Here is a 17,511-nt window from a genome sequence, read left to right as displayed (position 1 = left end):
ACGTTAATTTATTAACTACTCTGCTTTTAATTAGCAATACCTCCCAAAGAACTTCTAGAAAAGTATTGCAACACTAATTTTTCTCTCTATAATAACTGTATATTGAATTTATGAATATGCACATATTAACTTTCCAGTCTTTCTTTACTACTACAACCGGTTCAAGCCGGTAACAATATCTCTATATCTTTCTTTTAATTATATCCACCCCTTTAAATTAACTAATTATTATTAGGTAAGTTTTATGTTTCGTAAAATGCCACTTATTTTAATGGCTATTATCATAGCTATCATATTATTCAACCCACTAATGAGTTTAGAAGTAAAAAGGTTATTATATTCAATAAGTCTATCTATTAAATCTATAATTGGATTATTTCTTCCTTTAATTATTTTTGGCTTACTTTTTAAATCTGTTGTAATGCTAGCCAAAGATGCAACACGTATAGTTTTCTTAATATTATTACTAGTATGTGGGTCTAATTTTTGTTCTACTTTCATAAGTCATTATGTAGGTATATACATATATCAATTTGATTTATCAATGATCTCTCCTATAGAAAATGATAGTTTAAAGCCTTTATGGTTACTTAATTTTCCTAATATTATTTCTAATGATAAAATCGTATTTAGTAGTATTATCTTAGGCTTTATATCCTCAAAATTTTGTGCTGAGATTGCAATTGGATTGGCTTTCAAGATAGAAGCATTTGTTGCAAAAATATTGCGATTGTTTATCTATATAATTCCCTTATTTATAATGGGCTTTATCGTAAAATTACAGTTTGATGAAGTATTAGGTATAATTATTAAAGATTATATGTTCATTTTTGTGACAATCGCATTTGCTCAGTTTGGTTATATCTTTCTTGCTTACTTTATTCTAAGTAACTGTCGAGTTAAGGAATTCATAGCTAGCCTCAGTAATATGATGCCAGCATCTATAAGTGGATTTAGTGCTATGTCTAGTGTTATAAGTATGCCACTTAGTATAATAGGAGCGGAAAATAATACAAATAATAAAGCACTCGCTCGTACTGTTGTACCAATAACAGTAAATATTCATCTTGTTGGCGATTGTTTCGCTATACCAATTTTGGCTTATGCTATACTAAAAAGTTATGGATTAGCTGAACCTACTTTATTTAATTATCTTATTTTTGCTTTTTATTTTGTATTGGCAAAATTTTCAGTAGCAGCCATACCAGGTGGCGGAATTATTGTAATGCTCCCTATACTTGAACAATATCTAGGTTTTAATACTAATATGATGTCTCTGATTACAGCTCTTTATATCTTGTTTGATCCTGTGATCACTTGTGCTAATGTTTTAGGAAATGGTGCTTTTGTTAAACTGATAGATAATATATATAGTGTAACTCAGAAAGCTTAGATTAGGTTTCTCAAAATACTCTAGGTTCTTGCGTGCGGAAAATTAAATTATTTGTATTTTTGCGGAAATTAATAAGAACGCAAGAACCTAATATCTCTTTTTCTTTTGAAGTAATTGTTGAATTATCTATATTTGATAAATTAGATATTTGTATTCCTAGAATTGTTATTTTTTGTGAAGAATTAGTTAATTTTTGAACTGACTCTCAAATATTAATTAGATAATTGATTTAAAAGAGAAAAAGCATATAATCTTTGTGTAGGAAATTATATATTGAGTAATAAATTATGATGTGGTTATTAATTGCTATTGGTTTAACCGTTTCGGTTCTTATTATAGGGGTAGTGTCGATGGCTATCGGAGGAAAATTTGATAAGAAATTTAGTTCAAAGTTAATGACTTTAAGAGTTTTTTTTCAGGCAGTTGCTATATTTTTATTGATTATAATATATTTTTATAAAGTTAATTTATAAATTATAAATGCCTGAAAATAACTACTTAATTTATTTCTCCCATCTCTTCACGTATTTCTTCCCATTTGTCTAGAATTTCTTCTAATGTAACTTCTTCGACTTTTTTTTCTTCATCTTCAAAGTCCTTTAAATCTCTAATCAGTTTTTCTAGCTTTAATAATGAAATTTTTTTTTCATTATACTGATCGCTACAATGTTCTTCGAGTTGTTCGGCAATTTCTTCAATATCACCCCAATGCATTGCTATTCCTCCTTAATTTTATGCAAGCCTTATTTATTAACATGTTATCTGATATTTGCTATTATTTTTTACTAAATATTATTAATTCGACAAATTATTGCAAATAGGTGAGTTTATTATGCAACTATTGCCGGAATTAGGCAGGTTTGCTTTCTTTACATTTTGGTAGTTTTATGGTATATTAAAATAAAATATTAAGATTTAATTATGTCAATATTACCGATAGTAACGGCACCTGATGAAAGATTAAAGCAGAAATCTCAGCCGGTTTTAGAGTTTACCGATCAAACACGAAAATTTATGGATGATATGCTTAAAACTATGTACCATGAAGACGGTGCAGGGCTTGCAGCAGTACAAGTAGGGGTATTGAAACGTATTTTAGTAATTGATATAAAAGATCATGATCCGGTAGAAAGACCAAAGGATTTTTATCCGCTTTTTATAGTGAATCCTGAAATAATAGAAAAATCAGAAGAGCTAATTACGGCTAATGAAGGTTGTATCTCAGTACCGGAGCAACGTATTGAGGTGGCAAGACCGGAATCTATAAAGATTAGGTATTTAGACTATCATGGTAAATCGCAAGAGCTTAAAGCAAATGATTGGCTTGCAAGAGTTATCCAGCATGAGTATGATCATTTAGAAGGTAAGCTCATGATTGATTATTTAAGTAATTTAAAACGAGATGTGGTGCTTCGTAAGCTCAAGAAACTTAAAAATAATATAGTGTGAAAGTAATCTTTATGGGAACGCCTGAATTTGCAGTTCCCGTTCTTAAAAAACTTATAACTCATCATGAAGTTAAAGCTGTTTTTACCCAGCAACCTAAAGCTAAGGGCAGAGGACTTAACTTAGCTAAATCCCCCATACATCAATTAGCCTTTGAACATCAAATTCCTGTTTATACCCCTTCTACTCTTCGTAATGATGAAACAATAAATCTAATTAATAAGATTAATGCGGATATTATAGTTGTTATTGCATATGGTTTTATTGTGCCGAAAGCTATATTAGAGGCTAAAAAATACGGCTGTCTTAATATCCATCCATCCGATTTGCCTCGTCACAGAGGAGCGGCTCCTCTGCAGCGTACTATTATAGAGGGTGATCGGAAAAGTAGCGTATGTATTATGCGTATGGATGCAGGGCTTGATACGGGTGATATATTGATGAAAGAAGATTTTGATTTAGAAGAAAGGACAACATTGGAGGAATTGCATAATAAATGTGCTAATTTAGGAGCTGAATTACTAATAAAAACACTTGCAAATATTGATAATATAGTACCGATAAAACAGTCAAGTGATGGCGTTACGTATGCTCATAAATTAACTAAAGAAGAAGGAAAAATTAATTGGCATGAATCCGCATATAAAATAGATTGTAAAATAAGAGGGATGAATCCCTGGCCCGGAGCATATTTTAGTTATAATGATAAAATAATTAAAATCCTTGAAGCAGAATATTTAAATGCGGAGCATCACTTTACTTCCGGCACCGTTATTAGTGATAAGCTGGAAATAGCTTGTGGAAGCGGTATATTACGAGTAAAAAAACTTCAGCAAGAGAGTAAAAAAGCTTTGAATATAGAAGAATTTTTACGTGGTACAAATATTTTAAAAGATACAATATTAAAATAATTAGGGACCGCAAATCTAAACAAAAAGCCAACAAAGCCTACTTTAAAAAGAGGTTAAAATAACTTTAAGCCCTCTCATAAGAAATAAAATTAAAATTATTTGAAATTAGTGTTTGACAAGCTTTAAAAATGTAGATATAAAATCATCACGCAAGGTTTGAAACTTAAAACTTTGTAGCTGTTTGAAAAGTTGATAAAGCTAAAAAACTAAATACACCGCGATAATAAAAATTTATATCGTGAGTAGATACTGAAAATAATTGTGAAATTAATTCTGTATGCATCGTGTAATCTCAAGTTAAAAGCGTTAAGTAAATATAATAAGAGCATTTGGTGGATGCCTTGGCACTAGAAGGCGATGAAGGACGTAATACGCTGCGATAAGCTTCGGGGAGTTGCGAATAAACTTTGATCCGAAGATTTCCGAATGGGGAAACCCACCTAATTTTTAGGTATTGTATAGTGAATACATAGCTATATGAGGCAAACCCAGCGAACTGAAATATCTAAGTAGCTGGAGGAAAGGACATCAACCGAGACTCCGTTAGTAGTGACGAGCGAACGCGGACCAGGCCAGTGGCTTCAAAAAAATAACTAAAACAACATGGAAAGGTTGACCATAGAGGGTGATAGTCCCGTATAGGTAAAAAGTTTGAAGTCCTTGAGTAAGGCGGGACACGTGAAATCCTGTTTGAACATAGGGGGACCACCCTCTAAGCCTAAGTACTCTCTAGTGACCGATAGTGAACAAGTACCGTGAGGGAAAGGTGAAAAGTACCCCGACAAGGGGAGTGAAATAGTATCTGAAACCAAATGCTTACAAGCAGTCGGAGCAAGCGTATTTATACGTCTTGTGACGGCGTACCTTTTGTATAATGGGTCAGCGACTTAGTTTATCTAGCAAGCTTAAGCCGTTAGGTGTAGGCGTAGTGAAAGCGAGTCTGAATAGGGCGTTTAGTTAGATGAATTAGACCCGAAACCGGGTGATCTAGCCATGGCCAGGTTGAAAGCGGAGTAAAATCCGCTGAAGGACCGAACCCACTACTGTTGAAAAAGTAGGGGATGAGCTGTGGTTAGGGGTGAAAGGCCAATCAAACTCGGATATAGCTGGTTCTCCGCGAAATCTATTTAGGTAGAGCGTTATAGCGATTACCGTCGAAGGTAGAGCACTGAATGAGCTAGGGGGTCCCACAGACTTACCAAACTCAATCAAACTCCGAATGTCGACGAGTACAGCATAGCAGACAGACTATGGGTGCTAAGGTCCATAGTCGAGAGGGAAAAAGCCCAGACCGCCATCTAAGGTCCCTAAATCATGACTAAGTGTTAAAGGATGTGAGAAGACCAAAACAACTAGGATGTTGGCTTAGAAGCAGCCATCATTTAAAGAAAGCGTAATAGCTCACTAGTCTAAATAAGTTTTCTTGCGCCAACAATGTAACGGGGCTCAAGTCATGTACCGAAGATGCGGATTTGCACTAAGTGCAAGTGGTAGCGGAGCGTTCCGTAAGCCTGTGAAGGTGAACCGTAAGGTTTGCTGGAGGTATCGGAAGTGAGAATGCTGACATAAGTAGCGATAAAGAATGTGAGAAACATTCTCGCCGAAAGTCCAAGGGTTCTTGCGTAAAGTTAATCTGCGCAAGGTTAGTCGGCCCCTAAGATGAGGCTGAAAGGCGTAATCGATGGGAATCAGGTTAATATTCCTGAACCTGAAGGATGTGACGAAAATAGTAAATTGTACAGTCTTATTGGATTGATTGTGCAGTGAATATTTTCCAGGAAATAACACCTTCATTATAGACCGTACCCGAAACCGACACAGGTGGACAGGTAGAGTATACCAAGGCGCTTGAGAGAACGATGCTGAAGGAACTAGGCAAATTGCATCTGTAACTTCGGAAGAAAGATGACCTGTATATGGGCAACCATGTGCAGGTGGCACAAGCTAGGGGGTAGCGACTGTTTATTAAAAACACAGGGCTCTGCAAAGTCAATAGACGACGTATAGGGTCTGACGCCTGCCCAGTGCTGGAAGATTAAAAGGAGGGGTGCAAGCTCTGAATTGAAGTCCCAGTGAACGGCGGCCGTAACTATGACGGTCCTAAGGTAGCGAAATTCCTTGTCGGGTAAGTTCCGACCCGCACGAATGGCGTAACGATTTCCCCACTGTCTCCAGTATCGACTCAGCGAAATTGAATTCTCCGTGAAGATGCGGAGTTCCCGCGGTCAGACGGAAAGACCCCGTGAACCTTTACTATAGCTTTGCACTGGTGTTAGGAATCAGATGTGCAGGATAGGTGGGAGGCTACGAAGCGAAGGCGTCAGCCTTTGTGGAGTCACCCTTGAGATACCACCCTTTTGGTTCTTGACATCTAACCGAGATCCTTGAATCAGGATCCGAGACAATGCATGGTGGGTAGTTTGACTGGGGCGGTCGCCTCCCAAAGAGTAACGGAGGCGCGCGATGGTTAGCTCAGGTTGGTCGGAAATCAACTTTTAGAGTGCAATGGCATAAGCTAGCCTGACTGCGAGTCTGACAAGACGAGCAGAGACGAAAGTCGGTCATAGTGATCCGGTGGTCCCGAGTGGAAGGGCCATCGCTCAACGAATAAAAGGTACTCCGGGGATAACAGGCTGATGATTTCCAAGCGTCCATAGCGACGAAATCGTTTGGCACCTCGATGTCGGCTCATCACATCCTGGGGCTGGAGAAGGTCCCAAGGGTTCGGCTGTTCGCCGATTAAAGTGGTACGTGAGCTGGGTTTAGAACGTCGTGAGACAGTTCGGTCCCTATCTGCCGTGGGTGTAGGAAGTTTGAGAGGATCTGCCTTTAGTACGAGAGGACCGAGGTGGACGTACCCCTGGTGGACCAGTTGTCGTGCCAACGGCACAGCTGGGTAGCTAAGTACGGAAGGGATAACCGCTGAATGCATCTAAGCAGGAAACCCACCTCAAAACTAGACTTCCCCATTAGAGCCGTGGAAGACCACCACGTTGATAGGTCGGGTGTGGAAGTGCAGTAATGCGTGTAGCTAACCGATACTAATAGCTCGATTGATTTACTTTGCTGTGAGATTACATATGCATATAGTGTTAATTCTATAAAAATGTAGTATCAACTCACAAAGTTATCAGGTTAAATTAGCTTTATCAATGAATAAAAATGTTGTTGCACAGCTAATAATGTTATACCGTGGCTCCGCCACGGTATCTAGAAAAATTTCTAATATTTAGATTCCTGCTTCCGCAGAAATGACAAATTTAGTCATGCAACAACATTAACAGCAAACTATAATACAAATCTATCTTTTTAAAAGTTTGTATTGCTAGCTTGGTGGTTATAGCATGAGTGAAACACACGATCCCATCCCGAACTCGAACGTGAAACCTCATAGCGCTAATGGTACTATGTCATAAGGCATGGGAGAGTAAGTCGCTGCCAAGCTTGCAATGCAAATTTTTAATTATCTTTTTTTCTCTTTATGAGATATTTTATATTCATAATTCTCATCCTCTTCTATATTAGTAATAGTAATGCTTATGCATTAAAGAATAAACATCAACTTATTTCCATAGAATCGCTAAAATCTAACATAGAAATAAAAAAGCTATTTAAAGAAAAAAATACTGAGCAATTTATTTTAGAGTTACCAAATGGCACAGTAATTAATGAAGGTGGAATTTTAACTCAAGAAGGTTATATTCTACAAGATACTCAAACAAGCTTAGCTGATCAACATCGTTTATTAAATAAGAACCGAGATATTAATACAGAAAATCCTTTATATTTTAATGGAAAATTAGCAGTAATTTCATCTCCTGGTTCTGAAAATTGGTATCATTGGCTGCTACAAATTTTGCCTAGATTAATTATATTAAAAGAATCGGATCTTGAATATGACCGTATCTATATTAATAATTTAAAATATTCATGGCAAATTAAGTCATTAGAAATAGTATTAAATTATTTAAATATACCGGAAGATAGCTTTTTGCAGTAAATAATGACTGTATAATTCAAGCTACTATCCTAATTGTTCCATCTGTACCGTTTATTCCTGTAAAAGGTACAATTTTGCCTTTATGGTTAAAAAAAGATTTAAGAAATATTTTTATTAAAGATAATAGTAAAGCATACGATAAAATATATATTTCTCGTAAATACGCTTCTACCAGAAAAATAGTTAATGAAGAAGAATTAATAGAAAAAATTGAGAAACTTGGTTTTAAGGCAATATATCTAGAGCTATCATCTCCGTATGAACAGGCCCAGCTTTTTAATAAAGCAAAAATAATAGTTGGACCGCATGGATCAGGATTTGCTAATCTTATTTTTGCGGCTCCAAAATGTAAACTAGTAGAGATTGATCACGGCACAACTCCTCCTAGAAGTTTTTATAAAAGAATGGCAAATTATATGTCATGTGATTATTATCCTTTTTACATAGATCAGACAACAGAAGAGCATTTAGAAGACGATATAAAAATCAATATTGATGAATTTATTAAATTTCTTAGGCTTATCTGTAAATAAATTTTAATTAGTAATTAAAGAGCTTTTTTAGCGAAAATTGATAAGATTTTTGAAAGAATATATTCATATTTCAAGCTCTTAAGGAAGTTAATTCTTAAAATCATTTTCTAACAAATAAGATTCGCTATTCATTTCATTTAGTCTTGAAATAGTGCGTTTGAATTCTGCGGCTCGTGCTGAATCTTGATATATTTTACTCGGCTTATCTTCTAGGCTCATAAATAAAAGTATTTTATAGAAATAGGCATTATCGATAAAATTGATAAATCTAACAGCAGTATTTGTATCGCTAGGCTCGATAATATGGACATTCTCAACTATAATAACATTGAAGTTTTGGCAAATATTAACATAGTCGATATAGCTTAAGTTTCTTGCAAATAATTCATTATAATCTGTTACTAATATTCTTTTATGTACTTTTTGAAATGATATTTTTCTGCCTAAAACCTCTATATCCTGTAGAGTAAAATTGTTATCACTAATCTCCGTGATAATTTTTTTAAGCTTGTTTTTGTTTTCTGAAGTTAAGGGATAAATTATTCTTTCCCCTTTAACTCCTAAAGCCTTATCAAACCTGTAATCGTGGTGATTATCAAGACATTTAACATAAAAACTATTATTGATCACCTTTATAAAAGGCAAAAAAGATTCTCGCTGTAGTCCATCTTTATAAAGATTATTAGGTATTGTATTAGAGGTGATAAAAATAAAAATATTTTGCTTTATTAATTCGTTAAATAGCCTGCCGATTATCATCGCATCGGTTATGTCTTTAATTTCAAATTCATCTATTCCAAGTACTCTAGTTTTTTTAGCATAATCTTTGGCAATTTTAGGTATGATATCTTTTTGATTTTCTGTTTGTAATTTGTGCATTTTTTTATGCACTTCTTGCATAAAATTTTGATAATGTATTATCATTTTAGGTGTGGTCAATTCTTCAAAAAAAGAATTCATGAGCATAGTTTTACCGCTGCCCACCGGACCGTATAAATAAATTCCGCTTTTTAAATTGTTTTGATTAAAGAATTTGAATAAGCTTTTAGGCTTATTAAGTTCTGCTACTAGCTGTTTTAATTCTTCTAATAACGCAGCTTGTTTTACATCTAATATTAATGAAGTAGAGGATTTGCTCATCCAAAATATTTTTTCTCTAGTTTGATATATGTTTTTTCTAAAATCGGTAGGTATAATTTAATATTTTCAAATATTTTTTTTATATTTTCATAATTATAAATATGAGAAGTAAGATTCCGATCATCAAGCATTCCAAGCCACATTTTTTCATCATCGATAAGACTAAATTGAAAAGCTTTACTTAAAACATCTTTTGGAGTATTACTTTCAATCTTTTCGTGTTTAAGTATTTTTTTTTAAGGTTTTACAAAATAGTTCTATGGTAAGGGTGAATCTTCGAAGAGCAGCATCATATATATAGTCGTTTTTGTCAGTTTCAGAAGCATGAATAACTTCTGCAAGCCGTACAATTCTTTGATTTAAACAGTTAAAAATTTCCTGCATATTCATATTATAATTTTATTAACTAAAGGTGTTATTGCATATAAAGGTTTTTCGTCATTGCGAGGAAATTGCATAGCAATTGTACGTCCGCAATCTCAGGATATTTGATGAGATTGCCACGCAGTCTACGACTGCTCGCAATGACGGTTGATATTACCCTTTCCTATACAAAACTGTTGCATCGCCATAGCTGAAAAAACGCATTTGTTCTTTTATAGCATATTTATATAATTCGTGCATCTCTTTAAATCCGGCAAAAGCACATATAAGCATAAATAAAGTAGATTTCGGAAAATGGAAATTAGTAAGCAGCATATCGGCTGTTTGGAATTTAAAGCCGGGAGTTATAAAAATATCGGTTTCAAAATCATCTGCTTTTATAATGCCGTTATTGCAAGAACTCTCAAGGGTTCTAAGCGTTGTAGTGCCGACTGCGATAATGCGTCTTCCCTCTTGCTTTGCTTTGTTGATGATTTCAGCAGTTTCAGGAGTAATAGAGCAATATTCGGTGTGCATTTTATGCTCATGAATATTTTCGGTTTTTACAGGTAAAAAAGTTCCGGCTCCTACATGTAAGGTTAAAAATGTAATTTGTACGCCTTTTGCTTCAAGCTTACCAAGTATATCCTTTGTAAAGTGCAACCCTGCCGTCGGTGCAGCAACCGAGCCTTCTATTTGACTATATATTGTTTGATAGCGTAGAGAGTCTAGTTTATCGTCATTGCGAGGCGTCCTTTTGGACGCCGTGGCAATTTCAGGATTTTGTGATGAGATTGCTTCGTCAGAACTCTGTTCTTCCTCGCAATGACGTTTAGAACGCCTAATATAAACCGGTAGCGGCATCTCACCGTATTTGTCCAAAAATTCAAATACCGAAATATTATCAAGTTCAAATTTTACTTTAATCTCACCCATAGCAAGTTTTTCGGTAATTATTACCTTATGATTATCAAAATAAAACTCATCGCCTATATTAAGTTTTCGAGCAGGCTTCGCAAAAGCCGACCAACTGTCATTCGATAATTTTTGATTCAAATTTATTGTAATATTTTTCCCTAAATGTAACTTTGCTTTTATCACTTTACTATTATTAAAGACTAATAAATCCCCTTTTTTCAGGTAATCTATTATGTTGTAGAATTTGGTTTTAATAGGCGATGTAGAAGCAATTAGTAAATCCGAGTGGTCACGTTCACTAGATGGATATTGTGCGATAAGTTCGCTTGGTAAATCAAAGTCAAAATCAGATAATTTCATTGTTTAAATATTAGTAAATAAAAAAGCGATTATAACAGCATATTACAATATTTAATATAAGATTCTAGTTTATTGACTAATTATTAATAAATTCAATATTTATTGACTAATTGATTTTTTTCTGTATGATACAAAAACATTATTAATTGATTAACAAAGGGGAAAATTATGAAGAAACAAATAGAAATAACCGATGATATAATTAGGAATAAATTTGATGAGATATTAAGCGGTAAAGATATAGAACAACAACAAATTATGGGATTTAATAATATAGATAAAGTAAAAAGATATGAATTTTTAAGAGAAAATTTTGTTCAAGAAGTAAAAAATACAATTGGTGAGGATGGAGTAAGTGATAATCATTTATTTAGTTACTTCTGTGACATCGTATATAATGATATTTTTAAAATAGCAAAGGATCCGGTAACTGTTATATATGAGGCAATTACAAAGAATGATATTAATTTAGTGGAAACTTTATTAACAAATCTAGAGGTTAATCCAAATGCAGAATTTAATAAATATAGCACCCTTTTAGAAGTTGCTTGTACTGAAAATAATAAAGATATAGTTAAGCTTTTACTTGAAAAAGGAGCAGATCCGATTTTACTTTTTTATAAGCATGTAAAGTCTAAATCAGCAGAATATATGGGATTTAATAATATAGATGATTATTTTAAAGCTAAAGCTGCAATAAATGATAGTTTAATATCTGCAGAAGAAAAAAGCGTATTAAGTGCTAAAATAAAAAGACATGAATTTTTGAAAGAAGACTTTATCAAAGAATCCAAAGCTTTTATTGAAGATCCAAATATAAATATTCGTCATGTGTACAAGGAGGCATACAATAATACGTGTACTATAGCAGTAATGCCCGAGGAGGTTATAGTTAAAGCAATTCAGCAAGGTGATTACGATTTAGTTAATACTTTGTTAACAGCTCTAAATGATGATCCGAATACTTATGCAAGTACACTAGAACAGGATTTCGGCAGTCTTTTATATTTTGCGTGTAAGAATAATCAGAAAAAGATAGCGGGGCTTTTACTTGAAAAAGGAGCGTATATAAACCCCCCTGTACAGTGTGTTATACAAGCCGGGAACTTAGATATGCTAGAATTTCTACTTGAAAATGGGGCTGATCCTAATTACAGTGAAGGGAAAATTTTTTCTTGTTTAGAAACAGCTGTTTTAAACATAAATATAGCTATGGTAGCTAAATTACTTGCTTACGGTGCTAATATGGAAGATACCTTATTTGAAAGGTTAACGTATTTAAGTAACGAAAATTGGACTCAGACTATGCAGGATAAGCAAAATAAAATAGATATGATAAAAGTATTTTTACAATACGGAGCTAATCCGGATGTGGAGTATTCTAGCGGTCGAATGATCAAGGATATGGAAGCAGTTTATGAACCTCTGAGAGCACTTTTAACGCTTGAATCTGCATTTCGTCGGAATGATTACACGGCAATTAAGGATATTGACAAGAAAGATTTAGCTGCATTTGTTAAATGGAAATCAGAAGTGTGGCCGGTTATAAAAGACGATTCTAAGGGTAAATTTGAGTATATCAAAAACCTATCAGGACTAGATAAATTTTCAAAACAAGTGAGTTTGGATTCGGATGATTCTATAGAACAATCGCTAATAAAATTAAGAGAAAAGATAGCTAAATTGGCACCATCTTTGAAGTTTCAATGCCTTTTAAAAATTGCAGATATTATTAAAGGTGACGTTGAAGGTCAGATAACATTTGATGATGAGTTAACGTATAATACTACGCTGGATTTACTGAAAAAAAGCGGGTTTCAAGTTGATGTAACAGGGGAAACAGGGGAATTGCTGATTTAGTTTAAAGGTTTTGTTGCCTGCATGGGGCAACGTGTCTTATGTCATTCCCGCGTAGGCGGGAATCTAGTACTTTAAGGCGTTTTAAAAGCTCGATTTATCTCGCTTTACGCTGGATTCCTGCTTTCGCAGGAATGACATCGGTATCCACGCAACAATGCCTTCTCGCAATGACGGTAAGCAACACATCCTCACACTATCAATCCTTTAACTTGGGAGTTCCATAATTTTTGATATAGCTTACTATTTTTTAGTAATTCTGCGTGGCTGCCGTCATCGATTATACTACCTTTTTCAAAAACTAAAATTCTATCCATATTGAGTAAAGTAGATAATCTGTGGGCAATGACTATCACGGTTTTATTTTGCATTAAATAATCCATCGACTCTTGAATCAGGCTTTCCGTCTCGCTATCTAAGCTACTTGTTGCTTCATCGAGAATTAAAATAGGAGCATTTTTTAAGATGGCTCTTGCTATGATAATTCTTTGACGCTGACCGCCGGATAAATTATTCCCCCGCTCGCCGCACATAGTATCGTAACCGTCTTGTAGATTATTGATAACATCATGGATATGTGCAGATTTTGCGGCTTCTATGACCTCCTCAAGAGTAGCTTCTTTTTCCCCGTATCTGATATTTTCCAAAATAGTACGATGAAAAAGTACCGGTTCTTGGGGTATAAGGCTAATGGCTTTTCTTAAAGAATCTTGAGTTACGTTTTTAATATTTTGGTTATCTATTAAAATCATCCCTTCTTCTATATCATGTAATCTCGTGAGCAAACTAATAAAAGTGGTTTTCCCCGAACCGGAAAAACCAACTAGTCCCACTTTTTGCTTACTTGGAATTAATACCGATTTATTACGAAATAAATTATTATTATGGTGATAATTAAACGTAACATTTCTAAATTCGATAACCCCTTCTTTGATGTCTAAAGGAGTAGCGTTTTCAATATCTGTTATAATATGCGGTGCCATCAGGGATAAGCCTTGATTAAATGCCCCGATCTGCTCGAACATATCACCGATTTCTTGCGTTAAATCCCAAATATCGTCTGCTACATTTATACATAATGTTAGCACTAATACGCAATCACCTATGCTTATAGATAATTCACTGCGAAGCTTAGATAAATAATAAATCATTATAAAAATCATTATTGAACAAGAAGTTCCAAGAGCGTAACGCAATTTGAACATAAAGAATTGCATAGTTTGCTCATCTGCTACGGCATTTTCTACTCTTGTTTCTAGATGTTGACGTTCAAATTTATGGGCTGTAAACATTCTAACCGCATTAATGTTGCTAATTGCATCTACGATACTACCGGCAACGAAAGATTGGCTTCTAGCATAATTTAATGAGTATTTATTGATTTTATCCGAGAAAAGAACACTCAGCCCTAAAAAAACTGTAATCCATAAAATAAATATCGTAGCAAAAACGTAATGTACGGAATATAAAGCAATTAATGCAAATACGATAATAGCTAGTTTACGAAGAATTTTTTCACCGAATATAGAAATGATCATCTCAAACGATCTTGCGGTTTCGGTAATACGATTGCTAATATGTCCGGCTAAATTATCCTGAAAGAATTTATGGCTATGATATTGTGTATAATTATAAAGTTCATTTAGTATTTTCCCTTTTATTACGGGCATAGTCTTTAGATACAAATAATCATATGAACGATATGCTATATTAATACTCTCCCACCAAAGAGCATAAAATACTGCCCAGTAAATCATGGAAGATAAAAGGTTATTTGCGTTCTCATCACTGAAAGATTCGATTAGATCAATAATTTTCTGAAGTAATATACTATCAATTGCCGGAATCATACCGAGTAAAATACAGATTACAGTCAATAAAGTAATTTTAACTTTATCGAATTTTAAAAAATAAATACCTAAGCTAAATGTTGATTTAGATAAAGTAGGGTATTTTATCACGATAATGTACCTCAATTTTAAAATAATATATTAATTCGTGTTATTTCAGAGCATATTTTAATTTAATTATTTTGCAAAAATATACCTAAAAATATTAAATCTATGGAAAAATAATAAACAAGCCTTGCTTCTTACCTTAAATAATGCTACAAAATTCAGAAAATAACTTCAAAATCATTAGAAATGCAAGAAAAAGAATTATCTAATAATTTTTTAGAAGAACAAGAAAAGTCTAAGGAAGACGTTTCTCCGTTCTTTGATGTAAAATATATTTGTCAAGCAAGTTTATTAATTACGGATTCTATCCGAAAAGGGTATGATGTAACTCAATTGCCCAATGGTGATATTAATGTTACAGAAGTAAGAATAGTAAATGTTCATTATAATTGGAACTCCGAAAAAGGAAAATTTGTTAAAACTAATCAGATAGAATTTAATAATAGCAAAGGCGGCTGATTAAATCAAATACTGTATACTCGTTTAATTTGAAAAATTGGCTGCGTCGTCCTATAAGTACTGTGGTGCTCACGTATTTAAGTATACGCTCCGCTCCTCGTCTTATGGACTCCTTGCTCTTTTCCAAATTAAACTTCGTCTACTTAATTCATTATACTTGGAGTATATTGTTATTGTCAAAAAGCTTATTATCTTAAAACAGCAGCTTAAATATGGAATTTGATCAAGTATTATTATCGAGGATTCAGTTTGCTTTTACCATAAGTTTTCATATAATATTTCCTGCTTTTACTATAGGGCTTGCAAGCTTTTTAGCGGTAATTGAAGGGTTATGGTTAAAAACAAAAAAGCCGGTTTATCAAGAAATATACAAATTTTGGGTGAAGATTTTTGCCGTTACTTTCGGTATGGGAGTAGTTTCGGGCGTTGTAATGTCTTATCAATTCGGTACTAATTGGTCTAATTTTTCAGATAAGGTTGGAAATGTCCTTGGTCCGCTTCTCGGTTTTGAAGTATTTACTGCCTTTTTCCTCGAATCTTCTTTTTTAGGTATAATGTTATTCGGCTTTAATAAAGTCAGTAAAAAAGTACATTTTATTTCTACGTTAATAGTTGCTGTTGGTACTGTAATCTCAGCTTTTTGGATACTTGCAGCTAGTAGCTGGATGCATACGCCTGCTGGTTTTGAACTGCGAGGCGATGGGTTCTTTTTCCCTTTAAATTGGCTAGAAATTATCTTTAACCCTTCTTTCCCATATCGTTTTTTCCATATGATTACGGCGGCTTATTTAACTACTTCTTTTGTTATCGGTGGTGTAGCTAGCTTTTATTTACTAAATAATCGTTATAAAGAGCATGCTAAAATTATGCTTTTTATGGCGGTGTTAATGGCGTTAATCGTTGCCCCTATTCAAATATTTATCGGCGATTTGCATGGTTTAAATACTCTTAAATATCAGCCGGTTAAAGTTTCGGCTATGGAAGGTATTTGGAATACGGAAAAAGGAGCAGCTTTTAATCTTATCGGCTTTCCTGATGGGGAAGAAGAAAAAACAAAATATGCTGTAGAAATACCTTATGCTAGTAGTTTAATCTTAACACATAGCTTAGACGGTGAAGTGAAAGGGTTAAAAGAATGGACAAAAGAAGAGCGTCCGCCGGTGCTAGTCGTATTTTTTAGCTTCCGTATTATGATAGGAATCGGTTTCTTAATGGTATTTACAGGTATTGCGGGGTTATATCTTTACTTGAAGAAAAGATTATATACTACGCACTGGTTTCAATATTGGTATATATTAATGTCACCTTCAGGTTTTATTGCAGTACTTGCTGGTTGGTTCGTAACCGAGGTAGGTAGACAACCTTATATAGTATATAATATTTTAAAAACCGCAGATACGGTATCACCGGTACTCGGCAAATATGTATTTATTTCTCTAATTGCTTTTGTAGTAGTATATGTGATCATTTTCGGAGCGGGTATATATTATATAATGCATTTAATAAAGAAAGGTATAGAAGCGATAGATAATAAAGAAACGTACGGAGAGATCGGTTTGAATAACACATTATTAGAAAAGTAAAATAGTTTTTACTTAAATAAATCAGAATGAGTGCCTGTGCGTTCAAAAATTATACGGTCGTGAAGTAATAAAGTCAGGATATTCAATTTCAAAACAACAGAGATATCAATGCAAGCGGTGTAATCGATATTTTCAATTGGAGTATATTAATAATGCATCTAAGCCTGGAGTTAAGGAGCAAATAGTAGAAATGTCAATCAACGGCTCTGGAGTTAGAGATACAGTAAGAGTATTAAAAGTGGGTATCAATACAGTTATCCGTGTTTTAAAAAAATCTAGTATTAAAAACAATAAATCATTCTATCAGTACAACAGAAGTAATTATTGCTCCTGAGATAGATGAACAATGGTCTTATGTACAGAATAAATCCAGACAACGATGGCTTTGGTATGCCTTGGATAAGATTTCGTTAAAAGTAGTTGCTTATACGTTTGGTACAAGATGTGATAGCACATTAGAATCATTACTGAAAAAACTAGAGAATTTCAAGGTGACTTTTTACTATACAGATGGATGGGGGAGTTATGCTAGGTTATTAGACCCTAAAAAGCATATTATCAGTAAAAAAGCATGACCCAAAAGATTTAGT

General features: G+C 33.8%; 18 protein-coding genes and 2 rRNA genes. 14 read left to right on the top strand and 6 right to left on the bottom strand.

All coding sequences use genetic code 11. The features are described from left to right. Positions 1–256: 256 nt before the first annotated feature. The 3 genes from ACNFN7_RS04500 (at position 257) to ACNFN7_RS04490 (ending at position 1,866) form a co-directional block, all read left to right on the top strand. On the top strand, positions 257–1,393 hold the full coding sequence (locus tag ACNFN7_RS04500) for a cation:dicarboxylate symporter family transporter (protein WP_485441016.1): 1,137 nt from the start codon (positions 257–259) through the stop codon (positions 1,391–1,393). Between the two features lie 32 nt (positions 1,394–1,425). After that, positions 1,426–1,590, top strand: coding sequence for a peptide deformylase (locus ACNFN7_RS04495; RefSeq protein ID WP_485441015.1), 165 nt, complete (start codon positions 1,426–1,428; stop codon positions 1,588–1,590). Between the two features lie 90 nt (positions 1,591–1,680). Further along, positions 1,681–1,866, top strand: a complete 186-nt coding sequence (locus ACNFN7_RS04490) for a twin transmembrane helix small protein (RefSeq protein ID WP_485441014.1) — start codon at positions 1,681–1,683, stop codon at positions 1,864–1,866. Between the two features lie 25 nt (positions 1,867–1,891). Here ACNFN7_RS04490 and iscX read toward each other — a convergent pair whose 3' ends face one another. Then, complete coding sequence (iscX, locus tag ACNFN7_RS04485; protein WP_041405309.1) at positions 1,892–2,107, bottom strand: Fe-S cluster assembly protein IscX; 216 nt, start codon at positions 2,105–2,107, stop codon at positions 1,892–1,894. A gap of 207 nt (positions 2,108–2,314) precedes the next feature. On the opposite strand from iscX, the gene def reads away from it, so the two are divergent. The 6 genes from def to ACNFN7_RS04455 all read left to right on the top strand — a co-directional run bounded on the left by def (position 2,315) and on the right by ACNFN7_RS04455 (position 8,283). Further along, positions 2,315–2,842 (top strand): peptide deformylase, encoded by a 528-nt coding sequence (gene def, locus ACNFN7_RS04480; protein WP_045812640.1) that lies wholly within the window; start codon positions 2,315–2,317, stop codon positions 2,840–2,842. Continuing rightward, positions 2,839–3,750 carry a methionyl-tRNA formyltransferase gene (gene fmt / locus ACNFN7_RS04475; RefSeq protein WP_485441013.1) on the top strand — a complete coding sequence of 304 codons (912 nt, stop codon included), beginning with the start codon at positions 2,839–2,841 and terminating at the stop codon, positions 3,748–3,750. The genes def and fmt overlap by 4 nt, the downstream gene beginning before the upstream one ends. Before the next feature lie 308 nt (positions 3,751–4,058). After that, a 23S ribosomal RNA gene (locus tag ACNFN7_RS04470) occupies positions 4,059–6,816 on the top strand. Positions 6,817–7,079: 263 nt separating this feature from the next. Then, a 5S ribosomal RNA gene (gene rrf, locus ACNFN7_RS04465) occupies positions 7,080–7,194 on the top strand. Positions 7,195–7,231: 37 nt separating this feature from the next. Then, positions 7,232–7,750, top strand: coding sequence for a hypothetical protein (locus ACNFN7_RS04460; RefSeq protein ID WP_485441012.1), 519 nt, complete (start codon positions 7,232–7,234; stop codon positions 7,748–7,750). Between the two features lie 74 nt (positions 7,751–7,824). After that, on the top strand, positions 7,825–8,283 hold the full coding sequence (locus tag ACNFN7_RS04455) for a glycosyltransferase family 61 protein (protein ID WP_485441011.1): 459 nt from the start codon (positions 7,825–7,827) through the stop codon (positions 8,281–8,283). Between the two features lie 87 nt (positions 8,284–8,370). On the opposite strand, the gene zapE is transcribed toward ACNFN7_RS04455, so the two are convergent. The 4 genes from zapE to queA form a co-directional block, all read right to left on the bottom strand. Next, positions 8,371–9,423 (bottom strand): cell division protein ZapE, encoded by a 1,053-nt coding sequence (zapE, locus tag ACNFN7_RS04450; protein ID WP_485441010.1) that lies wholly within the window; start codon positions 9,421–9,423, stop codon positions 8,371–8,373. Then, positions 9,420–9,635: an HI0074 family nucleotidyltransferase substrate-binding subunit gene (locus ACNFN7_RS04445; protein WP_485441238.1), complete on the bottom strand. Its 216-nt coding sequence runs from the start codon at positions 9,633–9,635 to the stop codon at positions 9,420–9,422. The genes zapE and ACNFN7_RS04445 overlap by 4 nt, the downstream gene beginning before the upstream one ends. 10 nt (positions 9,636–9,645) lie before the next feature. Then, a complete protein-coding gene (locus tag ACNFN7_RS04440) occupies positions 9,646–9,807 on the bottom strand; it encodes a hypothetical protein (protein ID WP_485441009.1) in 162 nt (53 codons plus the stop codon). Between the two features lie 153 nt (positions 9,808–9,960). Next, complete coding sequence (gene queA / locus ACNFN7_RS04435) at positions 9,961–11,064, bottom strand: tRNA preQ1(34) S-adenosylmethionine ribosyltransferase-isomerase QueA (protein ID WP_485441008.1); 1,104 nt, start codon at positions 11,062–11,064, stop codon at positions 9,961–9,963. 168 nt (positions 11,065–11,232) lie between these two features. Between queA and ACNFN7_RS04430 the strand changes: the two genes are divergently transcribed. Beyond that, complete coding sequence (locus ACNFN7_RS04430; protein ID WP_485441007.1) at positions 11,233–12,924, top strand: ankyrin repeat domain-containing protein; 1,692 nt, start codon at positions 11,233–11,235, stop codon at positions 12,922–12,924. Between the two features lie 188 nt (positions 12,925–13,112). Here ACNFN7_RS04430 and ACNFN7_RS04425 read toward each other — a convergent pair whose 3' ends face one another. After that, positions 13,113–14,882: an ABC transporter ATP-binding protein gene (locus ACNFN7_RS04425; RefSeq protein WP_485441006.1), complete on the bottom strand. Its 1,770-nt coding sequence runs from the start codon at positions 14,880–14,882 to the stop codon at positions 13,113–13,115. Between the two features lie 183 nt (positions 14,883–15,065). Between ACNFN7_RS04425 and ACNFN7_RS04420 the strand changes: the two genes are divergently transcribed. From ACNFN7_RS04420 to ACNFN7_RS04405, 4 genes are all read left to right on the top strand, one after another. Beyond that, positions 15,066–15,338, top strand: a complete 273-nt coding sequence (locus tag ACNFN7_RS04420; protein WP_485441005.1) for a DUF2671 domain-containing protein — start codon at positions 15,066–15,068, stop codon at positions 15,336–15,338. A gap of 212 nt (positions 15,339–15,550) precedes the next feature. Next, positions 15,551–16,921 carry a cytochrome ubiquinol oxidase subunit I gene (locus tag ACNFN7_RS04415; RefSeq protein ID WP_485441004.1) on the top strand — a complete coding sequence of 457 codons (1,371 nt, stop codon included), beginning with the start codon at positions 15,551–15,553 and terminating at the stop codon, positions 16,919–16,921. A gap of 136 nt (positions 16,922–17,057) precedes the next feature. Continuing rightward, the gene (locus ACNFN7_RS04410; protein WP_485441003.1) at positions 17,058–17,255 is read left to right on the top strand and encodes an IS1-like element transposase; all 198 of its coding nucleotides are present in this window, start codon (positions 17,058–17,060) and stop codon (positions 17,253–17,255) included. Next, on the top strand, positions 17,212–17,496 hold the full coding sequence (locus ACNFN7_RS04405; RefSeq protein ID WP_485441237.1) for an IS1 family transposase: 285 nt from the start codon (positions 17,212–17,214) through the stop codon (positions 17,494–17,496). The genes ACNFN7_RS04410 and ACNFN7_RS04405 overlap by 44 nt, the downstream gene beginning before the upstream one ends. Positions 17,497–17,511 lie beyond the last annotated feature (15 nt).

Source organism: Rickettsia sp. MAE-05 (genome assembly GCF_057319745.1).
The sequence above is the reverse complement of the archived record's forward strand: the minus strand, read 5'-3'. Positions and strand labels throughout refer to the sequence as shown.